Source organism: Curvibacter sp. GW821-FHT01G03, from assembly GCF_059422285.1.
Genome location: NZ_JBWKWP010000006.1, coordinates 317,174 through 341,142, shown reverse-complemented (window position 1 = coordinate 341,142; position 23,969 = coordinate 317,174). Strand labels below are relative to the sequence as shown.

15 protein-coding genes are annotated in these 23,969 nt (G+C 68.6%); 9 read left to right on the top strand and 6 right to left on the bottom strand.

What is annotated here, in order from left to right:
• Positions 1 to 11: 11 nt before the first annotated feature.
• From AC07VS_RS10900 to AC07VS_RS10890, 3 genes are read right to left on the bottom strand one after another with little or no spacing between them, the layout of a single operon-like run.
• A complete protein-coding gene (locus AC07VS_RS10900) occupies positions 12 to 2,075 on the bottom strand; it encodes a two-component system sensor histidine kinase NtrB (RefSeq protein WP_494655740.1) in 2,064 nt (687 codons plus the stop codon).
• Positions 2,076 to 2,107: 32 nt separating this feature from the next.
• On the bottom strand, positions 2,108 to 2,923 hold the full coding sequence (locus AC07VS_RS10895; protein WP_494655741.1) for a carbon-nitrogen hydrolase family protein: 816 nt from the start codon (positions 2,921 to 2,923) through the stop codon (positions 2,108 to 2,110).
• Positions 2,920 to 6,999, bottom strand: coding sequence for a YhdP family protein (locus tag AC07VS_RS10890; protein ID WP_494750951.1), 4,080 nt, complete (start codon positions 6,997 to 6,999; stop codon positions 2,920 to 2,922). Before AC07VS_RS10890 ends, AC07VS_RS10895 begins: the two co-directional genes overlap by 4 nt.
• Before the next feature lie 124 nt (positions 7,000 to 7,123).
• Here AC07VS_RS10890 and glnE point away from each other — a divergent pair, with 124 nt between their 5' ends.
• A complete protein-coding gene (gene glnE / locus AC07VS_RS10885; RefSeq protein ID WP_494655743.1) occupies positions 7,124 to 9,841 on the top strand; it encodes a bifunctional [glutamate--ammonia ligase]-adenylyl-L-tyrosine phosphorylase/[glutamate--ammonia-ligase] adenylyltransferase in 2,718 nt (905 codons plus the stop codon).
• Between the two features lie 36 nt (positions 9,842 to 9,877).
• Here glnE and AC07VS_RS10880 read toward each other — a convergent pair whose 3' ends face one another.
• Complete coding sequence (locus AC07VS_RS10880; protein WP_494655744.1) at positions 9,878 to 10,543, bottom strand: DsbA family oxidoreductase; 666 nt, start codon at positions 10,541 to 10,543, stop codon at positions 9,878 to 9,880.
• Positions 10,544 to 10,621: 78 nt separating this feature from the next.
• On the opposite strand from AC07VS_RS10880, the gene AC07VS_RS10875 reads away from it, so the two are divergent.
• The 5 genes from AC07VS_RS10875 (at position 10,622) to AC07VS_RS10855 (ending at position 18,251) form a co-directional block, all read left to right on the top strand.
• A complete protein-coding gene (locus tag AC07VS_RS10875; RefSeq protein WP_492348447.1) occupies positions 10,622 to 11,209 on the top strand; it encodes an IMPACT family protein in 588 nt (195 codons plus the stop codon).
• A 64-nt stretch (positions 11,210 to 11,273) separates the two neighbouring features.
• Complete coding sequence (locus AC07VS_RS10870; protein WP_494655745.1) at positions 11,274 to 12,761, top strand: efflux transporter outer membrane subunit; 1,488 nt, start codon at positions 11,274 to 11,276, stop codon at positions 12,759 to 12,761.
• An 8-nt stretch (positions 12,762 to 12,769) separates the two neighbouring features.
• On the top strand, positions 12,770 to 13,879 hold the full coding sequence (locus AC07VS_RS10865; RefSeq protein ID WP_492348449.1) for an efflux RND transporter periplasmic adaptor subunit: 1,110 nt from the start codon (positions 12,770 to 12,772) through the stop codon (positions 13,877 to 13,879).
• A 10-nt stretch (positions 13,880 to 13,889) separates the two neighbouring features.
• Complete coding sequence (locus AC07VS_RS10860) at positions 13,890 to 16,976, top strand: efflux RND transporter permease subunit (RefSeq protein ID WP_494750950.1); 3,087 nt, start codon at positions 13,890 to 13,892, stop codon at positions 16,974 to 16,976.
• 57 nt (positions 16,977 to 17,033) lie between these two features.
• Positions 17,034 to 18,251 carry an HD-GYP domain-containing protein gene (locus tag AC07VS_RS10855; RefSeq protein ID WP_494655748.1) on the top strand — a complete coding sequence of 406 codons (1,218 nt, stop codon included), beginning with the start codon at positions 17,034 to 17,036 and terminating at the stop codon, positions 18,249 to 18,251.
• A gap of 52 nt (positions 18,252 to 18,303) precedes the next feature.
• Here the strand turns inward: AC07VS_RS10855 and AC07VS_RS10850 are convergent, their stop codons facing one another.
• Both AC07VS_RS10850 and AC07VS_RS10845 read right to left on the bottom strand, forming a co-directional pair.
• Positions 18,304 to 19,164, bottom strand: coding sequence for a ferritin family protein (locus AC07VS_RS10850; RefSeq protein ID WP_492348452.1), 861 nt, complete (start codon positions 19,162 to 19,164; stop codon positions 18,304 to 18,306).
• A 50-nt stretch (positions 19,165 to 19,214) separates the two neighbouring features.
• Entirely contained in the window at positions 19,215 to 20,786 is a 1,572-nt protein-coding gene (locus AC07VS_RS10845; protein ID WP_494655749.1) for a cryptochrome/photolyase family protein, read from the bottom strand.
• A gap of 179 nt (positions 20,787 to 20,965) precedes the next feature.
• Here AC07VS_RS10845 and AC07VS_RS10840 point away from each other — a divergent pair, with 179 nt between their 5' ends.
• From AC07VS_RS10840 to AC07VS_RS10830, 3 genes are all read left to right on the top strand, one after another.
• A complete protein-coding gene (locus tag AC07VS_RS10840) occupies positions 20,966 to 21,571 on the top strand; it encodes a glutathione peroxidase (protein WP_494750949.1) in 606 nt (201 codons plus the stop codon).
• 269 nt (positions 21,572 to 21,840) lie between these two features.
• Positions 21,841 to 23,145, top strand: coding sequence for an NAD(P)/FAD-dependent oxidoreductase (locus AC07VS_RS10835; RefSeq protein ID WP_494750948.1), 1,305 nt, complete (start codon positions 21,841 to 21,843; stop codon positions 23,143 to 23,145).
• An 11-nt stretch (positions 23,146 to 23,156) separates the two neighbouring features.
• Entirely contained in the window at positions 23,157 to 23,960 is an 804-nt protein-coding gene (locus AC07VS_RS10830) for a DUF1365 domain-containing protein (protein ID WP_494655752.1), read from the top strand.
• Positions 23,961 to 23,969 lie beyond the last annotated feature (9 nt).

Genomic DNA, 23,969 nt, shown 5'->3' with positions numbered 1-23,969 from the left:
CCGGCCGGCGCTCAGGCCGTGCTCACGGTCGCATTCAAAGCCGCGGCCGTGGGGCCTTTTTTCACCGGCAGGGTGAAGCTGAAGATGGTACCCCTTGGCGCCTGGGCGTCGAAGCCCAGGTAACCCCCATGCTGCTCGACCACAGTGCGGCACAGGCTCAGGCCCAGGCCCATGCCCTCGGCCTTGGTGGTGAAGAAAGGGGTGAAGAGTTGCTCGCCCACCTCTTTCGGGATGCCCGGCCCATGGTCGATGACACGCCACTCCAGCCAGCCGCTGGATTCGTTGGAGGCGGCCTTGCGGGCCTCGATGCGCAGCACCCGCTGGGCCAGCTCGCAAGGCTCCATGGCCTGCATGCCGTTGCGCGCCAGGTTCAGCAGCACCTGCTCGACCATGGTGCGGTCGCACAGCACGTCGGGCAGGCCCGGCTCGATGTCGGTGATCACGCGCACCCCGAGTTTGCGCGCCTGCAGCGTGACCAGGGGCATGATGGCTTCGAGCAGGGCCCGGGCGGCCACCGGCTCGCGGGCCTGGTCACGGCGGCGCACAAAATCGTGCACGCTCTTGATCACCCGGCCGGCACGTTCGGCCTGCTCGGCAATGCGGCGCAGGGCCATGTCCAGGTCAGGCGGGGCACTGGCCCCCTGGTGGCGCAGCAGGTTCATCGAGCCGGTGGCATAACTGGAGATGGCGGCCAGGGGCTGGTTGAGCTCGTGGCTGAGCAGCGAGGCCATCTCGCCCACCGTGGCCAGGCGGGCGGTGGCCTGCAGGCGTTCTTGCGAGGCACGCGACAGCTCTTCGATGCGGCGCTGTTCGCTGATGTCGAGAAAGGCACTCATCCAGCCGGTCTGCAAGCCCTGGGCGTTGATCAGGGGCGCCTCGATCACCAGCACCGGAAAGCGCGTGCCGTCCTTGCGCATGAAGACCGACTCGAAGCCCTCGCGCGGCGGCACATTGCCGGCCAGCCGGATGGCCTGACGCTGTTCGTACTCGGTGACCCGGTCGGGGGGCCAATAAGGTGCCGGCACACCGTGGCCCAACAGTTCCTCAGCGCTGAAACCGACCATCTGGCAGAAGGCCGGATTCACATAGGTGATGTGGCCTTGCAGATCACGCGCACGCAAGCCCGTGACCAGGGAGTCTTCCATGGCCTTGCGGAAGGCCAGGGCATCGGCCAGGTCGCGCTCGGCGGCCAGGCGCCGGCGCGTGTCCTTGGCCAGCAGCACCAGCACCGACACCAGGGCAATCGCCATGGCCGTGACCAGGGCCGTCATCACGTTGGGAAACAGGCTGGGCGCGCTGTGCCAGCTGTCCAGGCGCAGCACCAGGGTGTTGCCCGGCAGGTCCAGCAGTTGCTGGGCGGTGAACATGCGCACCCCGCGCCGTGCCGACCCGTGCAGGGCCAGGCGCGTGCCGTCGGCCTCGGTGAAGGAGATCTCCTGGCTGCGCGCCAGTTGGCGCCCCACCAGGTTGGCCAGCACTTCCTGCAGGGCGTAGGTGGTCACCGCGTAGCCCGCGACCCGCCCCGAGGTGATCAGGGGCAGGCACATCTCGATCACTTCCAGGCCCAGACCGTCGTTGCTGGGCACGAAATACGAGCTGGAATAGGCCGGCCCATTGAAGCGCCGCGCATTGGCACAGGCCAGCGACACGTCGGTCTGCGCCCGCTCGCGTCCACCCTGGCCGTCCACGGCACCGCGGCCGAACAAGTTGCCGCGGTAGGGCGTGTCCACGTGGGCCAAGGGGCGCAGACCCGCGTCGCGCCACTCGATGCGCATGACTTCGCGGTGCTGGCGCAGCATCTCGGCGGCATCGATGGCCCAGGAGTTGGGGGTGGGGTTGCTGGACTGCAGCGCCTGCAGGCTTTGCACATTGCGCGTCAGCCCCCCGCGGATGTCGCTCAAGGCGTCCGAGGTGTCGCGCTCCAGGCGGCTTTGCACCTGGCTGGCCTCATAGCGCCCGGCCAGGTACACCATGATGCCCAGCATCACCAGCACCAGGGCAGCCAGCAACAGCCACAACGTCCAGCGTCGCCAGCCCAGGGGCAGCAGGCGCGCCTGCCAACCGCGGGACCGCAAGGGCCCGGGGGGCGGAGCGAATTCGTCCGCGCTCACAGCACGCGGTGGCCCAGCGCGGGCAATTGCTGTCGCCAGGTGGTCAGTTGCTCGCGATCCAGCTCGCCCAACACCACGCCCTCGCCCTGGGCCTGACAGGCCATCACCTGGCCCCAGGGGTTGACCAGCATCGAATGACCCCAGGTGCAGCGACCGTTTTCGTGTTCGCCCCCCTGGGCCGGCGCCAGCACATAGGCCAGGTTCTCGACGGCCCGGGCGCGCAGCAGCAGCTCCCAGTGCGCCTCGCCGGTGGTCGCGGTGAACGCACTGGGCACCAGCAGCAGATCGGCGCCCTGCGCCGCGTAAGTGCGGTACAGCTCGGGAAAGCGCAGGTCATAGCAGACCGACAGGCCGATGCGCCAGCGCTGGCCATCGCGCGAGGGCAGGTCGAAGCACACGGGCTCGGTGCCGGCCTCGAGTACGCGCGATTCGTCGTAGCGTTCACGCCCGTTGTCGAAGCAGAACAGGTGGATCTTGTCGTAGCGGGCCACGGGCTCGCCCGCGGGCGACCAGACCAGGCTGCTGTTGCGCACGCGCTCGGGCTGGCCGGTGGACAGCGGCAGGGTGCCACCCACGATCCACAGGCCCAGGGTGCGTGCCTGCCGGGCCAGAAAGTCCTGGATCGGGCCATGGCCGGGGGCCTCCTGCACGGCCAGCTTGTCGGTGTCGCGCCGGCCGAGCAGGCAAAAATACTCGGGCAACACGGCCAACTCGGCCCCGGCCTCGGCGGCCTGGGCCAGCAACAGGCCGGCCCGCTCCAGATTGGCCTGGACCGTGGTGGCGGACACCATCTGAAGGGCGGCGACTTTCATGGTTTGACTCCTGCGGGTGCCGGAACATTGACGGGGAGATTGTCGCGCGGGCCGCGGCTCTGGCGCACGATGCGCGGGTCGGTCCAGGTGCCATCGATGTGGAACTCCTGGGTGGCCGCTTCCATCAAGGGCTTGCGCAGGAACAACTGGGCCAGAAACGTGCCCAGGCCAATCGCCGGGTTGATGGCGGTGGCCACCAGCGAGGCCGTGCCGGCATTCACCTCGGGCACCACCACCACCTTGAGGTCTTGCGTCTCGCGGGCCAGGTCGGCCTTGCCCTCCATCAGCACCGCGGCATTCACGCCCTTCATCTGCAGGTTGTTGGTGCTGGCAATGCCTTGCTCGATGTGGGCGTCGCCGCGCACCAGGTCAAAGGCAAAGCCCTGGCTGAACACATCCCGGAAATCCAGCGTCAGACGCCGCGGCAGGGCCTGCAGGCTGAGCACGCCCAGCAGCTTGGCCAGGCCCGGGTCGGCCTTCAGAAACTGGCCACCTTCAACCTGGATGCTGAGTTGCCCCGCCATGCTGGGGTAGTCGAGCGTGAGGGGTGAGCCCATCCAGGCCACCTGCCCCTCCAGCGGGCCATGACCCTGGCGCACCACACCGGGCATGCCCAGGCGGGTGAGCAACTGACCGGCATCGCGAATGTCAAAACGGAAGTTCATCACCGTGCGGCGGCGCTCGGACAGCAGGCGCGGCCCGACGGTGGGCAGGGGCAGGCTGGCCCAGTTGCCGGTGGCCGTGAGCGTGGCCTCAGGGGTGAGGATGTTGAACTTGTTCAAGCGCCACTCGCGCTGGGCGCCCTCACCGCCTCGGTTCACGGCTTCGATCTCGACGCGGCCCAGGCGCTTGCCGCGCAATTCGAAGTCGTCCACCACGATGTCAAGGGCCGGGATGCTGGTGGGTTGCTCGTCCAGCAGGGCCTCGACCTCGCTCTGATTGCTTTGCGCCAGCTTGAGTCGCGACAGGCGAGCGAACAGCCGCCCCGCACCGGCGCTGCCCGGTGGCCGGTACTCCAGATAGCCATTGAGCTCGGTGGCGTCGAGGTTGGCACGCCACACCGAGCCCTCGCGCGAGCCCCCGACCACCACCTGGTGCAGGTTGCGGCCGTCAAACACCAGGGTGTCGGCGCGCACGGCCAGCGCATTCGGCAGGTAACTTTGGGCGCTGGCCTCGCTGCCCGAAGACGCCACCCCGGTGGACCGGGCCGGGCCACCGGCGCGGGTGAGCGCATGCTCCCAGGCATCCAGATCCACCAGGGGCAGGTGCACGCTGGCCATCACGCCGCTGTCGGGCAGGGGGGCCGATTCGCCCGGCCCCAGCCCGACCGCGATGCTGCCCTGCAGCACACGGGCCTGGGGGCCGGCGATGTCGCGCACGTAATGGATCTGCACCTGGCGCCCCAGTTCAACCATCAACTGGTCGCGCAGCGGGCCCTGGAGTTGTGCCTCGCGCAGCAGGCTGTTGTCGAAGCGCAGCGGCATCACGGCATCGGCCGCCTTGCCCAGGGGCGCAGGCAGGTTCAAGGTCAGGCCCTGCAGGCTGCTTTGCACCTGGATCTCGGGCTGGCCACGGCGCATGCCCAGCACCAGGGAATACGGGGCACTGCCCGTGGCCTGGGCTGCCAGTCCGGCCACAAAGCCCAGCTCACCGGCCTGGCGCAGGCCTTCGGCGCTGAACGTGCCGTTGGCCCGCAACTGCAGCACGGGGTCGGGCGGCTGGGTGCCGACCGGCGGCGGGCGCAGTCCGCCCTCCAGCCGCACATCGCCGCCCAAGGCCCGGGCCTGCACCCCATTGAGCTGGAAGCCGGTGTCGGAGAACGCCACGCTGCCCCGCACCCGCGACAACTGGGGGGCCTGCGGCACCACCCGCAAATCGTTGCCGCCCGTGAACGTGACGCTGCCCTGCACCTTGCTGCGCTCGATCTGGGCAATTGGCAGCGCGAGCTTGAGTTTGACCTCGGCTGGCCCGGTGGCCACGGCCTGGGCCAGGGCCTGGTTGGTGATGCGGCTCAGCGGCGAGCTGTTGACGATGCCCAGGGCATCGGCCAACGGCCCGCGCACGGTGGCGTCCACACCGACCACGGTGTGCATCAGGTCGGGGATGTCGGCCTCCACACGCACCACCTGCAGATCGGGCAGGCCGGCGAACTGGGCGGTGGCGCCCTTCACGTGCATGCTCTGGCGATCGAAGATCAGCTCGCCATTGAGGTGGGCCAGGGCCGGCCAGGGCGCGGCGCCCGCCGGCATCAGGCTTTTGGGCACATAGGCCAGGCCGGCCTCGCGCACCTGGGCGCTGATGCGAAACTCGCCCAGGCGCGGGTTGGCAAAGGGCAGATCGCGCAGATCGCCCTTGACGCGGAACTGCGCCCGTCCGATGCGGCCGGCCGTCACGGCCTCGCGCACGTAGTCGCGCACATCCTTGGGCAGGGCGCGCGGCAGGTAGCGGTAAACCCGTGTGGCATCAGCCTCGCTGAGGCTGGCCGTGAGGTCCAGCACGCCCGGGGAGCGGCCTCGACCCGGCACCTTGCCCGGCTCGGCGCTGCGCCACTGAAACCGCCCTTCACCCCGCAGATCGGCATTGGCAAAGCGCAGATCGGCCACCTGGAGCGCCAGTTGCTCACCCTGCTGCTGCCACTGCAACTGGGCCTGCAACTGGTCCACCGACAGCAGGGGCTCGTCAAACACCGTGGGCAGCTCGACCTGGCCATTGGCCATCCTGACCGAGGCCTTGCCGCCGCCCTGGTTGAGGTCGAAGTCCAGGTCCAGGCCGGACACCCCAGGCAGCGAATCGTGCGCGGCCAGCGCCAGGCTGCTGGCCCGACCCTTCAGGCTGTAGCGCTCGGGGGCATCGACCGGCCCCTGCCATTGGGCCTGCACCGACTCGACCAGCCCCCGCGGCGCCTGACCCTTGAGCAGGCGGTGCGCGGCCTCCCCCAGGGGCAGGCGGTTGGCGATCTGGCTCAGGGCGGCCAGGTCCAGCCGGTCGGCCCGCAGTTCGCCCTTGGCGCCGTGGCGCGGATCGGGCTGGGTGTAGCTGACAAACGCATTGCCGCCCGGCCAGCGCAAACCGTCGGCGGTCAGAAACTGCAGCCCAGTCGTCGAGGCATCAAAACCGCCCGCCAGTCGGTGCCCCCCCAGCCGCCCTTGCACCGACTTGAGGGCCAGGGGCTCCAGGTCGGGGGCAAACTGCACGTTCACATCAGACAAGGCCACATCGGCCACCGCGCCGGTGAACTGCCCCTTGGCCACATCCGCCCACAGACGCAGGGCGCCCTGACCGCTGGCCACTTCAAAACCCAGGTCGATCTGGCGGCGCAAGCGGGCGACATCGACCCGATCGAAGCTGCCGTACAACTGGCCGTTCCAGTCGCGCCAGTGCCCGCGATGCACGCTCAACAAGGGTTGGCGAAACTGCCCCATCAGGGTGAAACGCTCGCCCCAATCGGGCGGGGGCGTGCCGTCCAGCCGCATCAGGTGGCGGCGCGGGCTGTTGCGCAGCACCACGTTGACGTCGGACAGGCTCAAGGTTTCGGCTCCGCGCAGCTCGTCGCTCCAGTGCACGATGCCCGAGGCCACCACCAGCTCGGCCTGGGAAAAGACCCAGTCGCTGATGCGGTCATCGCCCGGGCTGGCCGGGTCGATCTCCAGGCCGGCGACGCGCAGCCGACCCTCACGGGTGCGGCGGATTTCCAGTTCGGGGCGTTCGATGTAGAGCTGCTGAAAACCCAGGTTCCACAGCGAGCGCGGCGAGAGTGCCGCCACCACCCGCGGCAGGATCAGCGCCTCGCGCCCTTCGCGGTCGGACAGCACCACGTCCTCCAGCTCGAAGGTGGGGATCAGGCCTTCACTGCGGGCGCTGATGTGACCGATGCGCACGGGAAGCCCCATGGCCCGGCTGGCCTGCCGCTCCAGTGCGGGGCGGAACTCTGCGATTCGGGGCACAATCCAGCCGTGCAGCGCCCCCCAGGACGCTGCCAGGATGAGCCAGAAGGCCAGCAACGCCCACAGGGCCCAGCGCGTCAAGGCTGAAAACAGCTTCAGCCCTCGCGAAGGAATGGGGATCGGGTCGTTCATGGCGCTTGTTGAATGTGGCAGGAATTATGACCCGCAGCGGAAACACGGTTTTTTGCGTACCCCGTGAAGTTTTGTTAATGAATGGGATGCCCGTCGGGCATTCCCCCGTCTGATCCGAGGGCCCATGAGCACACAGCCACTCTCCACCCAGTCCCGCCTGGTGCAGCGCCTGCACCGGCGCTACGCCGATCTGCTGCCCCTGCTGCCCCCAGGGCCCCCCACCCATGCCACCCTGCGCGAAGCGCTGCAGGCTCTGCGCCAGCGCTCGCTGGACACCGGCGCCGCCTTGCGGGTGTTGCGCCAGCTGGTGATGGAACGCCTGGTGGTGCTCGATTGCGACCGGCAGGCCAATCTGGCCACCATCACCCGTGGCATCACCGAGCTGGCCGAACTGGCCCTGGATGTGGCCTGCACCGAGGTGCAGGCCGAACTTGACAGCCGGCACGGCGCCCCCCTGGGCCCGGACGGCCAACGCGCCGAACTGTGGGTGATCGGCATGGGCAAGCTGGGTGCGCGTGAGCTCAATGTGTCCAGCGACATCGACCTGATCTATATCTACGACCACGACGGTGAGACCGCAGGCCTGCCCGATGGGCGCGGCCGACTGTCCAACCACGAGTATTTCGGCCGGGCGGTGAAGATGATCTTCGCCCTGGTCGGCGACACCACCGAGCACGGTTTCGTGTTCCGCGTCGACCTGGCGCTGCGCCCCAACGGCAACTCAGGCCCGGCGGCGGTGTCGCTGTCGGCGCTGGAGGAATACTTTCAGGTGCAGGGCCGCGAGTGGGAGCGCTTTGCCTGGCTCAAGAGCCGGGTCATCGCCCCGCGCAGCGCCCTGAGCGGCAGCGGCGTGCAAGCCCTGCGCGGCGTGGTGCTGCCCTTTGTGTTCCGGCGTTACCTGGACTACAGCGTGTTCGAGGCGCTGCGCACCCTGCACCGCCAGATCCGCGAGCATGCAGCGCGGCGCAGCGCCGGCCACCCGGCGCGCGCCAACGACGTCAAGCTGTCGCGCGGTGGCATCCGCGAGATCGAGTTCACCGTGCAATTGCTGCAGGTGGTGCGCGGCGGCCAGTACCCCGAGCTGCGCTGCCGCCCCACCCTGGAAGCCCTGCAGCGCCTGGCCCATGCGGGACTGATGCCCGCCGAAACCGCCAACGCCCTGGCTCGCGCCTATACCTTCCTGCGCCGGGTCGAGCACCGCATCCAGTTCCTCGACGACCAGCAGACCCACCTGCTGCCCACCCAGGACGAAGACCTGAACTGGATCGCGCACAGCCTGGGCTTTGCCGACTGCTGCCCCTTCCTGCACGAACTGGACGCCCACCGCGAGCTGGTGGCGCAAGAGTTCGACACCCTGCTGGGCCAGAGCGAAGAACGCAAGAGCTGCCGCGGCGGCAGTTGCGGCGCCAAGACCGGCGCCGTGCCGGCCGACATTGAAGGCCTGCTCGACAAACTGCCACCCGCCCTGCGCGAACGGGTGCAGGAGTGGCAAAACCACCCGCGCGTGCAGGCATTGCGCGAGGACGCCCGGGCGCGCCTGATCCGCCTGGTCCAGCGCAGCGCGGTGTGGGTGCGCGAAGACCGCGTGACCGAAGCCGCAGCGGTTCAGCTGATCAACTGGCTGGAGCCCCTGCTGCGGCGCGAAAGCTACCTGGCCATGCTGCTGGAGCGCCCGGCCGTGCACGAACGCCTGATGCACCTGCTGGGGGCGGCCCGCTGGCCGGCGCGCTACCTGCTGCAACACCCTGGCGTGATCGACGAACTGGCCAGCGACGCGATGCTGTCCGAACGCTTCTCGGCGGCCGACCTCAAGGACGAACTGGCGCGCCGCGTGGGCTCGCTGCGTTCGACCGGCGAAGACGACGACGAAACCCTGCTCAACCTGCTGCGCCGCGCCCACCACGCCGAGGTGTTCCGCACCCTGGCGCGCGATGTGGAGGGCCGGCTCAGCGTCGAGCAGGTGGCCGACGACCTGAGCTCGCTGGCCGACACCTTGCTGCAGATCACCGTGCGCTGGTGCTGGGAGCGGCTGAAAAACCGCCACCGCACCGACGCCGACCTGCCGCAGTTCGCCATCATTGGCTACGGCAAGCTGGGCGGCAAAGAGCTGGGCTATGGCAGCGACCTGGACATCGTGTTCGTCTACGAAGACGAGGACGAACGCGCCTCCGAGGTGTACTCGGCCTTTGTGCGCAAGCTGATCAACTGGCTGACCGTCAAGACCGCCGAAGGCGATCTGTTCGAGATCGACACCGCCTTGCGCCCCAACGGCAACTCGGGCCTGCTGGTGACCAGCTTCCAGGCCTACGCCAACTACCAGCAGCAGCGCGGCAGCAACACCGCCTGGACCTGGGAACACCAGGCCATGACGCGGGCCCGCTTCGTGCTGGGCAGCCCGGGCCTGCAGGCCCGCTTCGACGCGGTGCGCGAGGCCGTGATCACCGCGCCACGCGATGCGGCCGCCCTGCGCGACGAGATCGTGAGCATGCGCGACCGCGTGCGCGGCGCCCACAAGGTGCGCAGCGGCCGCTTTGACGTCAAATACAGCCAGGGCGGCATGGTCGATGCCGAGTTCGCGGTGCAGTACCTGGTGCTGGCCCAATCGGCCAGCCACCCCGGGCTGCGCGACAACGTGGGCAACATCGCCCTGCTGCAGCGTGCCGAGGCCTGCGGCCTGCTGCCCGCCGGGGTGGGCGAGCGGGCGGCTGCGGCCTACCGCGAACTGCGCCGCATCCAGCACAAGGCCCGGCTCAACGAAGAACCCACCCAGGTCGAACCGGAGCAGGTGGCGGCCGAGCGCGACGCCATCATGGCGCTGAGTGCGGCGGTGCTGGGCGGCTGAAGCCGCCCGGGCGCCCATGTGGGCGCTGGCGCGGGCTCAGGCCTCGGCAGCGATCTGGCGCAGCGCCTGCACAAACACCGCCGGCGGCTGGCCGCCTTGAATCAGGTGGCGGTCGTTCACGATCACCGCCGGCACCGAATGGATGCCAGCACCTTGGTAAAGCTGCTCCTGCGCCCGCACCTCGGCGGCAAACTCATCGCTGTCCAGAATGGCCCGGGCCCGGGCCGCGTCCAGGCCCACGCCGGCGGCCAGCTGGATCAGCAGTTCGGCATCGGACGGGTTCTGCCCGTGACTGAAATAGGCTTCGAACAAGGCTTTCTTGAGCGCCAGCTGACGCCCCGGGCCCTCGCCCTCAGCCCAGTGCAGCAGGCGGTGCGCATCGAAGGTGTTGTAGATGCGGGCCCGTGCGGCCATGTCAAAACGAAAGCCCACCGATTCGCCGCGCTGCCGGATCGCTTCGCGGTTGGCGGCGCTCTGCTCGGCGGTGGCGCCGTACTTCTGGGCCAGGTGCTCGGTGATGTCCTGCCCATCAGGCCCCATCTGGGGGTTGAGCTCGAAAGGCTGGAAATGCAGTTCGGCTTGCACGCTGCCCTGCAGTTCGTCCAGGGCCTGCTGCAGACCGTTGAGGCCAATGGCGCACCAGGGGCAGGACACGTCGGAGACGAAATCGATCTTCAAGGTGGCAGGGGCGGTGGTGTTCATGGCGCAGCTCGGGTTCAGGATGATGGGCGCATCGTAGGGGATTCGCCCGGCCTTTGCCTGGGTTAAGCTTTTGCCCCCATGCCTCAGACCCTCAGTGCCCCCGCCCACAGCGAACTGCTGATCAAGAAAAGCCGCTTCATCGGCTGCGTCCAGCCGATGAGCGACCGGGCCGCCGCCCAGGCCGTGGTGCAGCAATTGCGCCAGCAACACCCAGGCGCAGCCCATGTGTGCTGGGCCTTGCTGGCGGGCGGCCAGTCGGCGGCGGTGGACGATGGCGAGCCCGGCGGCACCGCGGGCCGACCGATGCTGGACGTGCTGCGCCACCAGGACCTGGAGGGCGTGCTGGCCACCGTGGTGCGTTACTACGGCGGCGTCAAGCTCGGGGCTGGTGGCCTGGTGCGCGCCTACACGGATGCGGTAGCCCAGGCCCTGCTGCAGGCGCCGAAAGTGACGCTGCAGAAGATGCGGGCACTGGCCTGCAGCGTGCCCTATGCGCTCGAAGGCACGGTGCGGCGTGAGCTGGAGCAGGCGGGCGCCACACTGGGCGAGGTGCAGCACGGCAGCGTGGTGACCCTGCATTTCAGCCTGCCCGAGACGGCCAGTGCCGCCCTGGTGGCGCGCCTCAACGAGCTGGGCCAGGGCCGTCTGGCCTGGGTCTCGGACTGAATCCACAGCCGGGTCGCAACGGCCCACCCGCCAGAGCGCGCGCACTGTGCTCAAATCCGCCGCCATGACACCCGCTTTCGTTCTGATCGGGCGCGCCCTGCTGGTCGTGTTGCCCCTGGCCCTGGCGGCCTGTGCCGCGCCCCTGGCCATGCCCCCGCTACCGACCAGCGCCCCCGAGCGTTGGACCGCCCCCTTGCCACACGGCGGCCAGCCCCAGGCGGTGGCCGACTGGTGGCGGCAATGGAACGACCCCGTGCTGCCAGGCCTGATCGAACAGGCCCAGGCCCTGAGCCCGGGCCTGGCCAGCGCCCAGGCACGGCTGGTCGAGGCGCGCACTCAGCGCGTCGAGGCGGCTGCCAAGCTGCAACCGCTGCTCAGCGGCAATGCCAGCGTGAGCCGCGGCTACGCCACCGCGCTGGGCAGCGTGGCCACCATCGCCTCCGCCGGCCCGCAACTGAGCTGGGAGGCCGATCTGTTCGGCATGAACCGGGCGGCCCTGGCCGCCAGCGAGGCCCGGCTGCAAGGCGCCCGGGCCCAATGGCACGAGGCGCGCGTGAGCGTGGCAGCCGAGGTGGCCAGCCAGTACGCCCAATGGCGCCAATGCGGGGCCCAGGCCCGGCTGGCTGCCGCCGATGCCCGCTCACGCGAGGCGAGTGCCCGATGGATGGAACAGGCCCAACGGGCAGGCCTGCAGGCGCCCGCGGCCCTGGCCCTGGCCGAGGCCAGCGCCGCCGAAGGCCGGCAACGCTGGCGCCAGCAGCAGACCCTGTGCGAGGTGCAGGTGCGCGCCCTGGTGGCGCTGACCGGCCAGACGCCCGGCTTTTTCGACACCCTGCAAGACAGCGAGCCCCCCGCCCCGCCCGACACGCTGTTCAGCCTGGGCAGCCTGCCGGCCCGCGTACTGGAGCAACGCCCCGACGTGGTCCAGGCCACCCGCCAGTTGGCCGCCAACTGGGCCGAGGTGCAACAGGCCGATGCCGCGGGCTACCCGCAGCTGAGCCTGCAAGGATCGGTGAGCGCGCTGCGCCTGGACGCCCGGGGCAGCACCCAGCACCTGTCGACCTGGTCGCTGGGGCCGCTGAGCCTGAGCTTTCCGATCACCGACGGCGGGCGCCTGAAGGCCGAGCGGCAAGCCGCCCAGGCCCGCTACACCGAAGCCGTGGCCCTGTACCAGGCACGGGTGCGCCAGGCCGTGCGCGAGGTGGAGGAAGCCCTGCTGAACCTGGCCTCGGCCCAGCAACGTCGACACGACGCACAACTGGCCAGCCAAGGCTACGACAGCGTGTTGCAACACACCCAGACGCGCCAGCGCGCCGGCCTGGCCAGCCTGGCCGAAGTGGAAGAAGCCCGGCGCAGCGCCCTGGCCGCCCAGACCAGCCTGAGCACCCTGGCCTTGGAACGACAGCTGGCCTGGATCAACCTGTACCGTGCCGCCGGCGGCGGCTGGGACGGCAACACAAGCCTGCCCGCCCCCTCACCCGACACCCCACCCGACATCACCGAAGAAGCCGCCGCCCCCGCGGGCCCGGCCCGCCCCGGCCCCGCCCTGTGAGACCCGACATGAACCGCCAACGACTCGCCGCCCTCGCGCTGGCCTGCCTGCCCTGCCTGCTGGGGCTGATCGCCCCTGGAGCCCAGGGCGCCGAGCCCGCCACGGCCCGCCCCGCCTTGACCGTGAGCACCACCCGCCCCAGCCAGGTGACCCTGCCGCTGCAGTTGCAAGCCAACGGCAACGTGGCCGCCTGGCAGGAAGCCCTCGTCAGCCTGGAGACGCAGGGGCTGCGCCTGACCCAGGTGCTGGTCAATGTGGGCGATACGGTACGCGCCGGCCAGGTGCTGGCGCGGCTGGCCGACGAGACGGTGCAGGCCGATCTGGCCCAGGCCCGCGCCGCACTGCTGGAGGCCGAAGCCAACGCCGACGAAGCCGTGGCCAATGCCAACCGCACACGACAGGTGCAGCCCGGCGGGGCCCTGAGTGAACAGCAGATCAGCCAGGCCCTGAGCACCGAGCGGGCCGCCCAGGCCCGCGTGCTGGCCGCCCGGGCCAGCGTGCAGGCCCAGGAACTGCGGCTGCGCCAGACCCAGGTGCTGGCCCCTGACAGCGGCGTGATCTCGGCCCGCAGTGCCACTGTGGGGGCGGTGCCCGCCAGCGGCACCGAGCTGTTCCGCCTGATCCGGCAGAACCGGCTGGAGTGGCGCGCCGAGGTGACCGCCGCCGAGCTGCCACGCCTGCGCCGTGGCACCCGAGTGCGCTTGGGCCTGCCCAGCGGGGCCCAGGTGCTGGGCGAGCTGCGCCAATTGGCCCCCACCATCGACCCGCAGACGCGCAACGCCCTGGTCTATGTGGACCTGAAGCCCCACCCCGAACTGCGTCCGGGGCTGTTTGCCCGCGGTGAGTTCGAGCTGGGCCAGAGCCCGGCCCTGACTCTGCCGCAGCAGGCGCTGGTGGTGCGCGACGGCTTCAGCTATGTGTTCGAGCTGGATGCCCAGCAGACCGTGCAGCAGCGCAAGGTCGAGACCGGGCGGCGCCAGGGTGAACAGGTGGAGCTGCTGCGTGGCCTGGCCCCCGGGGCCACGGTGGTGCTGCAGGGCGCCGGCTTTCTGAACCAGGGTGACCGGGTGCGGGTGAGCAACCCGCCGGCCCCCGGCACCACCGCCCCTCAGCGCTGAGGAAGCCGGTATGAATGTCTCCGCCTGGTCCATCCGTAACCCGATCCCGGCCCTGATGCTGTTCGTGCTGCTCACCTTCGGTGGGCTGGTGGCGTTCCAAAGCATGAAGGTGCAGAACTTTCCCGACATCGACCTGCCCACGGTGTCGGTGTCGGTGTCGCTGCCTGGGGCCGCGCCCGCCCAACTGGAAAACGACGTGGCGCGCAAGATCGAAAACAGCTTGGCCACGCTGCAGGGGCTCAAGCACCTCTACACCAAGGTGCAGGACGGCGGGGTCACCCTGACGGCCGAATTCCGCCTGGAAAAGCCAGTGCAGGAGGCGGTGGACGATGTGCGCTCGGCCGTCTCGCGCGTGCGGGCCGACCTGCCCGCCGATGTGCGCGACCCCATCGTCACCAAGATGGACCTGGCGGCCCAGCCCATCCTGGCCTACAGCGTGCGCAGCGCGGCGCTGGACGACGAGGCCCTGTCCTGGTTCGTGGACAACACCGTGGCGCGGCGCCTGCTGACGGTGCGCGGTGTGGGCGCGGTGAACCGGGTCGGGGGGGCCGAGCGGCAGATCCAGGTGACGTTGGACCCCCTGAAGCTGCAGGCCCTGGGGGTGACGGCGGCCGAGGTGTCGCGTCAGCTGCGCCAGGTGCAGGTGGAGAGCGCCGGCGGGCGCACCGACCTGGGCGGCGGCGAGCAGCCCGTGCGCACCCTGGCCACCGTGCAGGATGCCGCCGGGGTGGCCGCGCTGGCCCTGCCGCTGGGCGACGGCCGCCCGCTGCGCCTGAGCCAGTTGGCCCGGGTCAGCGACACCGTGGCCGAGCCCCGGGCCGCGGCCCTGCTGAATGGCCAGCCGGTGGTGGGCTTCGAGGTGGCACGCAGCCGCGGGGCCAGCGAGGTCGAGGTGGGGGCCGCGGTGCGCCAGGCCCTGGCCGCGCTGCGCGCCGAGCGGCCCGATGTCGAGATCACCGAGGCCTTCGACTTTGTGGCGCCGGTGCAGGACGAGTACGACGGCTCGATGCACCTGCTGTACGAGGGCGCCCTGCTGGCCGTGGTGGTGGTGTGGCTGTTCCTGCGCGATGCCCGCGCCACCCTGGTGTCGGCGGTGGCACTGCCGCTGTCGGTGATTCCGGCCTTCATCGGCATGGCTTGGCTGGGCTTTTCGATCAACGTGATCACCCTGCTCGCGCTGTCGCTGGTGGTGGGCATCCTGGTGGACGACGCCATCGTCGAGGTGGAGAACATCGTGCGCCACCTGCGCATGGGCAAGAGCCCCTACCAGGCGGCCATGGAGGCGGCCGACGAGATCGGCCTGGCCGTGGTGGCCACCACCTTCACCCTGGTGGCGGTGTTCCTGCCCACGGCGTTCATGAGCGGCATCGCCGGGCGCTTCTTCAAGCAGTTCGGCTGGACCGCCGCGCTGGCGGTGCTGGCCTCGCTGCTGGTGGCACGGGTGCTCACGCCCATGATGGCAGCCTACCTGCTGCGGCCCCAGCCCGAGGCCGAGCCCGACCCGCGCTGGATGCGCCTGTACCTGCGCTGGGCCGCCTGGTGCCTGCGCCACCGCTGGGCCACGCTGGGTTTCACGCTGGCCTTTTTTGTGGGTTCGCTGGCGCTGATCCCGCTGCTGCCCACCGGCTTCATCCCGCCCGACGACAACTCGCAGACCCAGGTGTACCTGGAGCTGCCCCCGGGCAGCACGCTGGCCCAGACCCGGGCCGCGGCCGAAGAGGCCCGCCAGCGGGTGAGCGCCGTCTCCGAGGTGAAAAGCATCTACACCACGATCGGCGGTGGCAGCGCCGGTGGCGACCCCTTTGCGCCCCAGGGCGCCTCGGAGGTGCGCCGCGCCACCCTGACCCTGCAACTGGCCGAACGGGGTCAGCGCCCGCCCAAGCCGGTGCTGGAAAACCGCTTGCGCGCCGCGCTGGAGCCGCTGGCCGGCGTGCGCAGCAAGGTGGGCCTGGGCGGTTCGGGCGAGAAGTACATCCTGGTGCTGACGGGCGATGACCCGGCCGCCCTGCAGCAAGCCGCCCTGGCGGTAGAGAAAGACCTGCGCACCATTCCCGGCCTGGGCAGCGTGGCCTCCAGTGCCAGCCTGGTGCGGCCCGAGATCGCGGTACGGCCCGACTTTGCCCGCGCCGCCGACCTGGGCGTGACCAGCACGGCCATCGCCGACACCCTGCGCATCGCCACCGTGGGCGACTACGAGTTGGGCCTGGCCAAACTCAACCTGGCCCAGCGCCAGGTGCCGATCGTGGTGCAACTGGAGCCCGCCGCCCGCCAGGACCTGGCGCTGCTGGGACGGCTGAGCGTGCCCGGCACCCGGGGCCCGGTGCTGCTGGACCAGGTGGCCACGCTGAGCGCCTCGGGCGGGCCCGCGGTGATCGACCGCTACGACCGCTCGCGCAATGTGAACTTCGAGATCGAACTCTCTGGCCTGCCCCTGGGCGACGTGGCCAAAGCCGTGCAGGCCCTGCCCGCCATGCGCCAACTGCCGCCCGGGGTGCACGTGGTGGAGGTCGGCGACGCCGAGGTGATGGGCGAGCTGTTTGCCAGTTTCGGCCTGGCCATGCTGACCGGGGTGTTGTGCATCTACATCGTGCTGGTGCTGCTGTTCAAGCACCTGCTGCACCCGGTGACGATCCTGGCGGCCCTGCCGCTGTCGCTGGGCGGCGCTTTTGTCGGGCTGCTGGTGGCTCAAAAGAGCTTTTCGATGCCTTCGCTGATCGGTCTGATCATGCTGATGGGCATTGCCACCAAAAACTCGATCCTGCTGGTCGAATACGCCATCCTGGCGCGCCGCGAACACGGCATGAGCCGCCGCGAGGCCTTGCTGGACGCCTGCCACAAACGGGCCCGGCCCATCATCATGACCACCCTGGCCATGGGCGCGGGCATGCTGCCGATCGCCCTGGGCATGGGCGCGGCCGATGCCTCGTTCCGCTCGCCCATGGCGGTGGCCGTGATCGGCGGCTTGATCACCTCCACCCTGCTGAGCCTGTTGGTGATTCCGGCGGTCTTCACCGCCCTGGATGACCTGGCACAGGGGCGCCCCTGGCGACGCCGATTGCAGCCCCCCAACCCCGCGATCAATCAAAAAGAAGCGTAAACACCCGGTCACGAGGCCGCTCATTTGTTACGAATACATACATAATTGATGACGCCTATGAAGCTCGTCAAGCTCGACCTCGAAACCATTCCGCTGGGTCATCCACTGCCTTTCATCCTGCGCAGTGCCACCGGCGTTCTGCTCGCCCAGAAGGGCTATGTGGTGCAGTCCAAGGATGAATTGCAGCAGATGGCCTTGCGCGGCATGAGCCTGTGCGTGGACACCGACGAGTCGGGCGAGAGCCACCGGGCCTACGTGGGCAAGCTGCACTCGATGGTGCGAGAGGGCAAGACCCTGGGCACCATCGCATCGACCCAGTTCGTGACCGACGGCAAGGGGCCGGACACCACCGCCCCGACCATCACGGACCCGACGGCGCGCCCGAACTGGCACGACATCCAGACCCGGGCCAGCAATGTGCTGCGTCAGCCCGAGAGCACCAGCTTCATGACGCGGCTGTTCCAGCTGCACGCCGACCTGACCCTGTTGACCCAGCGCCAGACCGATGCCACCTTGTTTGCGCTGATGCACCTGTCAGCCGGGGAAACCCGGCTCTACAGTGCCACCCACGCCATGCTGGTGTCGGTGGTGTGCATGCTGGCCGCCCGCACGGTCTTGCAGTGGTCCGAGGATCGGGTGAACAGCCTGGGCCTGTCCGCGCTGACCATGAACATCAGCATGACCGAACTGCAGGACCAATTGGCCCAGCAAAGCCTGCCTTTGAGTTCAGCCCAGGTCGAGGCCATCGACGGCCATTCGCAAAAGTCGGTGGACATGCTCATGAAGCTGGGCATTCAAGACCCGGACTGGCTGGAGGCGGTGCGGCACCACCACGATCGCAGCCCCGGCCCCCTGACGGGCCGCCCACCCGCCCAGCAGATGGCGCGGCTGATCCAGCGGGCCGACATCTTCGGCGCCCGCATGGCCCCGCGCGCCACCCGCTTTCCGCTGCCCAGCACGGCTGCCATGCAGGGCAGCTATTTCGACGAAGACAAGAAAGTGGACGAGGCCGGTGCCGCGCTGGTCAAGGCGGTGGGCATGTACGCCCCGGGCTCGTACGTGAAGCTGGCCTCGGGTGAAGTGGCCGTGGTGACACGGCGCGGTGCCACGCCCAGCACACCGCGGGTCAGCGTGGTGATCAGTCGGCAGGGCATGGCGATGGCCGAACCCCCACCGCGTGACACGGCCCGGCCCGACTTCAAGATCACGGCCGGGCTGCCCGCGCGCGAGGTGAAGGTCAAGCTGCCGCTGGAACGCCTGCTGACCCTGGTCTGAAAGCTGAAAAACAAAACGGCCCCGAGGGGCCGTTTTTCGCAGGGGACAGGGCTCAGGCCGGCTGGGCGCCAGCCGCGGGGCTGACCAGGGTGGCCGAGACCTCCTTGCGGTAGCGGTTGAGTTCCTGCACGGTCTTGAAGCTGCGGTCCAGCAGCAGGCTCATGTTGTGCAGGATGCGATCGACCACCTTGGTTTCCCACACGGCATCGAAGTTGATCTGACTGTCGAGCCAGGTTTCCAGCCACTCGGGGTTGGGCAGGCGGCTCTGGATGGTGTCACGTGGGAACAGCTGCTTGTTGACGTGCAGGTTGGTGGGGTGCAGCGCCTGGGCGGTGCGGCGGGCGCTGGCCATCAGCACCCCCACCTTGGCGAAGGCGGCCTTGGCTTCGTTGCCGAAGTTGTTGATGGCGCGCTTCATGTAGCGCAGGTAAGCGCCACCGTGGCGGGCTTCGTCCTGGCTGAGGGTGGTGTAGATCTGCTTGATCACCGGCTCGGTGTGCCATTCGGCCGCACGGCGGTACCAGTGGTTGAGGCGGATCTCGCCGCAGAAGTGCAGCATCAGGGTTTCCAGGGCGGGGGCCGGATCGAACTCGAAGCGGATCTCGTGCAGCTCTTGCTCGGTGGGCACCAGGTCGGGCCGGAAGCGACGCAGGTATTCCATCAGGACCAGCGAGTGCTTTTGCTCTTCAAAGAACCAGATCGACATGAAGGCCGAAAAGTCGCTGTCACCCCGGTTGTCGCGCAGGAACATCTCGGTGGCCGGCAGCGCAGCCCACTCGGTGATGGCGTTCATCTTGATGGTCTGGGCCTGCTCATCCGACAGCTGCGAAGCGTCGAATTGGTCCCAGGGGATGTCCTTGTCCATGTCCCAGCGGACGGATTCGAGTTGTTTGAAAAGTTCGGGGTAAAGCATGCTGTCTTTCGTGAATCGCTCGGATTTTAAGGGAGGGGCCTCAAAAACCTTCACAAATCATCGAGGTGATCAAGGACATGATTGGCCTTTTCAGTTATGGCAATGCGCTCGGCAGGCGGCAGCCGGGCCAGGCTGCGCGCCATCAGCGCCATGCGGGGATGGGCCTTGAAATCCGCTTCATGGCGCAGCAAAAACCGCCAATAGAGCACGGTGACCGGACAGGCGGTATCGCCCGTGCGCAGTGCCGGGTCATACGGGCAGTTGCCACAGTAGTTGCTCATGCGCTGGATGTATTGCCCGCTGGCGATGTAGGGTTTGCTGGTGAAGCGCCCGCCGCAGGCGTTCAGCGCCATGCCCAAGGTGTTGGGCAGCTCCACCCACTCGACCGCATCGACGTACATCGCCAGGTACCAGTCGCCGACCTGGCGCGGCTCGATCTCGGCCAGCAGCGCGAACTGGCCGGTGACCATCAGGCGCTGGATGTGGTGCGCATAACCGTGGGCCAGGGTCTGCTGCACCACCTCGCGCATGCAGGCCATGCGGGTGTCACCGCTCCAGTACCAGGCCGGCAGGCCACGCTGGTGGCCCCAGTGGTTGGACTGGGCGAGTTGCGGCATGTCGAGCCAGTAAACCCCGCGAATGAACTCGCGCCAGCCCAGCACCTGGCGCACAAAGCCTTCGACACTGGCCAAGGGCAGGTGATGCTCCCGCCAGGCGGCCTCGGCCGCCGCCAGCACCTCGCGCGGGTCCAGCAGGTGCAGATTCAAAGCCACCGACAGCAGCGAGTGCCAGCCCCACGGCGTGGCGGTCCACAAGGCGTCCTGATGCGGCCCGAAATGAGCCAGCCGCACCGAGACAAAACGCTCCAGCGCCTCCAGCGCCTGTTCGCGCGTGACCGGCCAGCCAAAATGCGCCAGCGAGCCGGGGTGATCGGGAAAGTGCTTTTCGACCAGCGCGATCACCTGCACGGTGATGCGATCGGGCTCAAAAAACTCGGGCTCGGGAATGGCGCCCGGGCCGCTGGCCGGGTAGCCACGGCGGTTCTCGACATCGAAGTTCCATTGCCCGCCCACCGGGTCGCGCCCGTTCATGAGCACCCGGTGACGCCGGCGCATGTCGCGGTAGAAGAGCTCCTGGCGCAGCTCTTTCTTGCCCAGCGCCCAGCGGGCGAACTCGGCGCGCGAGCACATGAAATGAGGGTCAGGCAGCACCTCGAGCGCCAGCTGGGCGGCATGGGCCACCCTGCGCACGTCTTCCAGGGTGCGCCATTCTCCGGGCTCGCACAGGCGCAGTGTCTCGGGCCGCAGGGCCTGCAAAACCCGCAGGGCGCGACCGTCGAGGTCAGGCGTTTCGGGCTGCTCGTCCAGGCGAACATAGGTGTAGGCCCAACCGCGGCGATGCACCTCGTTGCAGAAGTGACGCATGGCCGACAGGAACAGCGCAATGCGTGCCTTGTGGCTCCAGACCACCGAGGCCTCGCCCGGCGCCTCGACCATCAGAACATGGTCGCAGGCAGGGTCGAAATCACGCAGGGCCGGGTGGCCGAACCAGAGCTGATCGCCCAACACCCAGACCACCCGTCGCGGGTGGGTCCAGGCGGGGCCGGAGCGGTCATGGGTCATGGACATCTGGAACAAAAACAGGGGACAGCACGGATCCGGAAAAAACCCGACTGGCAAAATGGTGTCACGAATACTGTTTAGTATCGGTCAAATACACTTCAGTACAAATTCAAAACCCTTCGGAATCGGTCACAGACGATTGTGTCCTGATCGCCACCGATTCCGGCCCAGGAGGCCCCATGAAAAAACTGTTTTCCAAGCTGCTGCCAGGGCTGGCCCTGGGCCTGACCTCGGTGCTCGCGATGCCGGCAGCCCGGGCGGCGACGGCGGCACCAGCCGCCCCGAACCCCGGTGCCGCGTCCAGTTGCCCGGCCACCTTGCAACACACCTTTGCCCGCCTGCAAGACGAAAAGCCCCAGTCGCTGTGCCAGTACGCCGGCAAGGTGGTGCTGGTGGTGAACACCGCCAGTTACTGCGGTTTCACCGGGCAGTACAAGGGCCTGGAGGCGCTGTACGCACGATACAAGGACCAGGGGCTGGTGGTGCTGGGCTTTCCGTCGAATGACTTTGCCCAGGAAACCGGCGACAACAAGCAGATCGCCGACTTCTGCGAAAACACCTTCGGGGTGAAGTTCCCCATGTTTGCCAAAAGCAGCGTGACCGGGGCCGACGCATCGCCCTTCTTCAAGCAACTGGCCGAGTTGTCAGGCCAGAAGCCACGCTGGAACTTCTACAAATACCTGCTGGGGCGCGATGGCCGCGTGGTGGCCAGCTACTCCAGCATGAGCGGCCCCGATGACAAGGCTTTGATCAAGGCCTTGCAGCACGAGTTGCAGGCGCACTGAGACCCGGAGGAAAACATGTCTTGTCTTTACGGGAATTTACGTTTTCAGCCCTGGAACTTTTCTGGGAAGTCCCCACTCTATCGGGCACTGAGAACTTCTGGTTCAAAGTTGCTTTTGTTGTTGCGAAGCCTTCCGGCGCTGTATAGGCCGGTCGAAATCCTGGAACGCTTCTCCTCCTCCCTCCCTCCCTCCTTCGTTCCGGGGCGCTTCGCAACACTTTTCTTCCCTCTGGCCCTTCTGGGCTCAGCCCGCCGCCACGGAGGCCAGCCATGAAGGTCGCCGTGATCGGATCCGGCATCTCCGGCCTGGCGGCGGCTCATGCCTTGCGCGACCAGGCCACTGTCACCCTGTTCGAGGCAGGCGCCTACTTTGGCGGCCACACCCACACGGTCGACATCACCCTGCCCACGGCACGCGGCCCGGTCACCCATGGGGTGGACACCGGCTTTCTGGTCTTCAACGAACGCACCTACCCCCAACTGATCCGGCTGCTGGCCGAGTTGGGCGTGGCCACGTCGCCCTCGGACATGTCGTTCTCGGTGAAAGCACCGGGGGCCCTGGACGGCCACGACCTGGAGTGGAGCGGCTCCAGCCTGGCCACGGTGTTTGCCCAGCGCAGCAATCTGCTGCGCCCGCGCTTTCTGGGCATGCTGGCCGATCTGCTGCGCTTCAATGCGCTGTGCACGCGCATCGCCCGCGCCAACGAAGAATGCGCCCTGATGCAGCCGCTGGCCGACTTTCTGCGCCAGCACCGTTTCGGCGACGCCTTCCGTGACTGGTACTTCCTGCCCATGCTGGGCTGCATCTGGAGCTGTCCGACCGACCAGATGCTGAAGTTTCCGGTGGCCACCATGATCCGTTTCTGCCACAACCATGGCCTGATCCAGGTCAGCCAGCGGCCCCAGTGGCACACCGTGACCGGCGGCGCCCGCCACTATGTGGACAAAATCCTCGCCGGCCTGGACGACAAACGGCTCAACACGCCGGTGCATCGCATCGAACGCGACGCCGCCGGCGTGCGAGTGACCAGCGACCAGGGAGCCGAACGCTTCGATCGACTGGTGCTTGCCACCCATCCCAACCAGGCCCTGGGCTTGCTTGCCGATGCCAGCACGCTGGAGCGCGAGGTGCTGGGCGCCATCCGCTACCAGGCCAACCGGGCCGTGCTGCACACCGATGCCAGCGTGCTGCCCCAACGGCGCCAGGCCTGGGCCGCCTGGAATTACGAACGCGCGGCCGACAGCGCCCAGGAATCCACCCGCGTCTGCCTGCACTACCTGATCAACCGACTGCAGCCGCTGCCCTTTGAACAACCGGTGCTGGTGTCGCTCAATCCGGTGAAAGCGATTGCCCCGGCCCAGGTGCTGGGCGAGTACGACTACGAACACCCGGTGTTCGACCTGGCCGCCATTGCGGCCCAGCAGCAGGTGCCCCACCTGCAAGGCCGCCAGCACACCTGGTTCTGCGGCGCCTGGACAGGCTACGGCTTCCATGAAGATGGCCTGAAATCCGGCCTGCAGGCGGCGGCCATGCTGCAGCCCACCCTGGCGGCATCGCAGGCCCGGGCCGCATGAGGCCGCAACGCATGGCGCCCCCCAGCCCCGCGGCGGAACAGACCCAGCCCCTGCTGGGCTTTGGCCAGGTGCGTCACACCCGCCTGCGGCCCCATCGCCACGCCTTTGCCTACCCCACCTTCTTTGTGCTGCTGCCGATGCGTGAACTGGCGGGCTGCGACGGCCCCTTGGGCATCAACCGGCGCGCCGCCCTGAGCTTTCACGATGTCGACCACGGCGATGGCCGCCCGGCCAGCCAGGGGGGTGCCCTGGCCTGGCTGGAGCAGGTGCTGCAAGCCGAGGGCATCCTCGACGCCACCGGCCCCGTGTGGCTGCACTGCTACCCGCGCGTGCTGGGCTACACCTTCAAGCCCGTGAGCTTCTGGTACTGCCACCGCGCCGATGGCACGCTGCGCGCCATCGTGGTCGAGGTGAACAACACCTTCGGCGAGCGCCATTGCTACCTGCTGGATCCTCCTGCCAGCGGGCCCTTCTGGGGCGCCGAGCTGAGCGCTCGCAAGGTGTTCCATGTGTCGCCCTTCTGCGCCGTGCAGGGCAGCTACCGCTTTCGCTTCATGCGCACACAGCGCGACGGCCTGGATCGCACCGTGGTGCGCATCGACCACGATGACGCCCAGGGCCCGCTGCTGCAGACCAGTGTCAGCGGCACGCTGGAACCGATCACGCCCGCCAGTGTGCGCCGCGCGCTGTGGGGCCACCCTTTGATGACGCTGGCCCTGATGGCCCGCATCCACCTGCAGGCGCTCAGGCTGTGGCTCAAGCGCGTGCCCTTTCACCGCAAGCCCGAAGCGCCCACCGCCTTCGTCAGCCGTTGACCTGCCCAC

Coding starts and splice junctions, on each gene's coding strand:
- AC07VS_RS10845 (WP_494655749.1), bottom strand. CDS start 20,786: ATGACCCATGACCGCTCCGGCCCCGCCTGGACCCACCCGCGACGGGTG.
- AC07VS_RS10870 (WP_494655745.1), top strand. CDS start 11,274: ATGACACCCGCTTTCGTTCTGATCGGGCGCGCCCTGCTGGTCGTGTTG.
- AC07VS_RS10880 (WP_494655744.1), bottom strand. CDS start 10,543: ATGAACACCACCGCCCCTGCCACCTTGAAGATCGATTTCGTCTCCGAC.
- AC07VS_RS10865 (WP_492348449.1), top strand. CDS start 12,770: ATGAACCGCCAACGACTCGCCGCCCTCGCGCTGGCCTGCCTGCCCTGC.
- AC07VS_RS10840 (WP_494750949.1), top strand. CDS start 20,966: ATGAAAAAACTGTTTTCCAAGCTGCTGCCAGGGCTGGCCCTGGGCCTG.
- AC07VS_RS10830 (WP_494655752.1), top strand. CDS start 23,157: ATGGCGCCCCCCAGCCCCGCGGCGGAACAGACCCAGCCCCTGCTGGGC.
- glnE (WP_494655743.1), top strand. CDS start 7,124: ATGAGCACACAGCCACTCTCCACCCAGTCCCGCCTGGTGCAGCGCCTG.
- AC07VS_RS10855 (WP_494655748.1), top strand. CDS start 17,034: ATGAAGCTCGTCAAGCTCGACCTCGAAACCATTCCGCTGGGTCATCCA.
- AC07VS_RS10835 (WP_494750948.1), top strand. CDS start 21,841: ATGAAGGTCGCCGTGATCGGATCCGGCATCTCCGGCCTGGCGGCGGCT.
- AC07VS_RS10895 (WP_494655741.1), bottom strand. CDS start 2,923: ATGAAAGTCGCCGCCCTTCAGATGGTGTCCGCCACCACGGTCCAGGCC.
- AC07VS_RS10850 (WP_492348452.1), bottom strand. CDS start 19,164: ATGCTTTACCCCGAACTTTTCAAACAACTCGAATCCGTCCGCTGGGAC.
- AC07VS_RS10860 (WP_494750950.1), top strand. CDS start 13,890: ATGAATGTCTCCGCCTGGTCCATCCGTAACCCGATCCCGGCCCTGATG.
- AC07VS_RS10875 (WP_492348447.1), top strand. CDS start 10,622: ATGCCTCAGACCCTCAGTGCCCCCGCCCACAGCGAACTGCTGATCAAG.
- AC07VS_RS10890 (WP_494750951.1), bottom strand. CDS start 6,999: ATGAACGACCCGATCCCCATTCCTTCGCGAGGGCTGAAGCTGTTTTCA.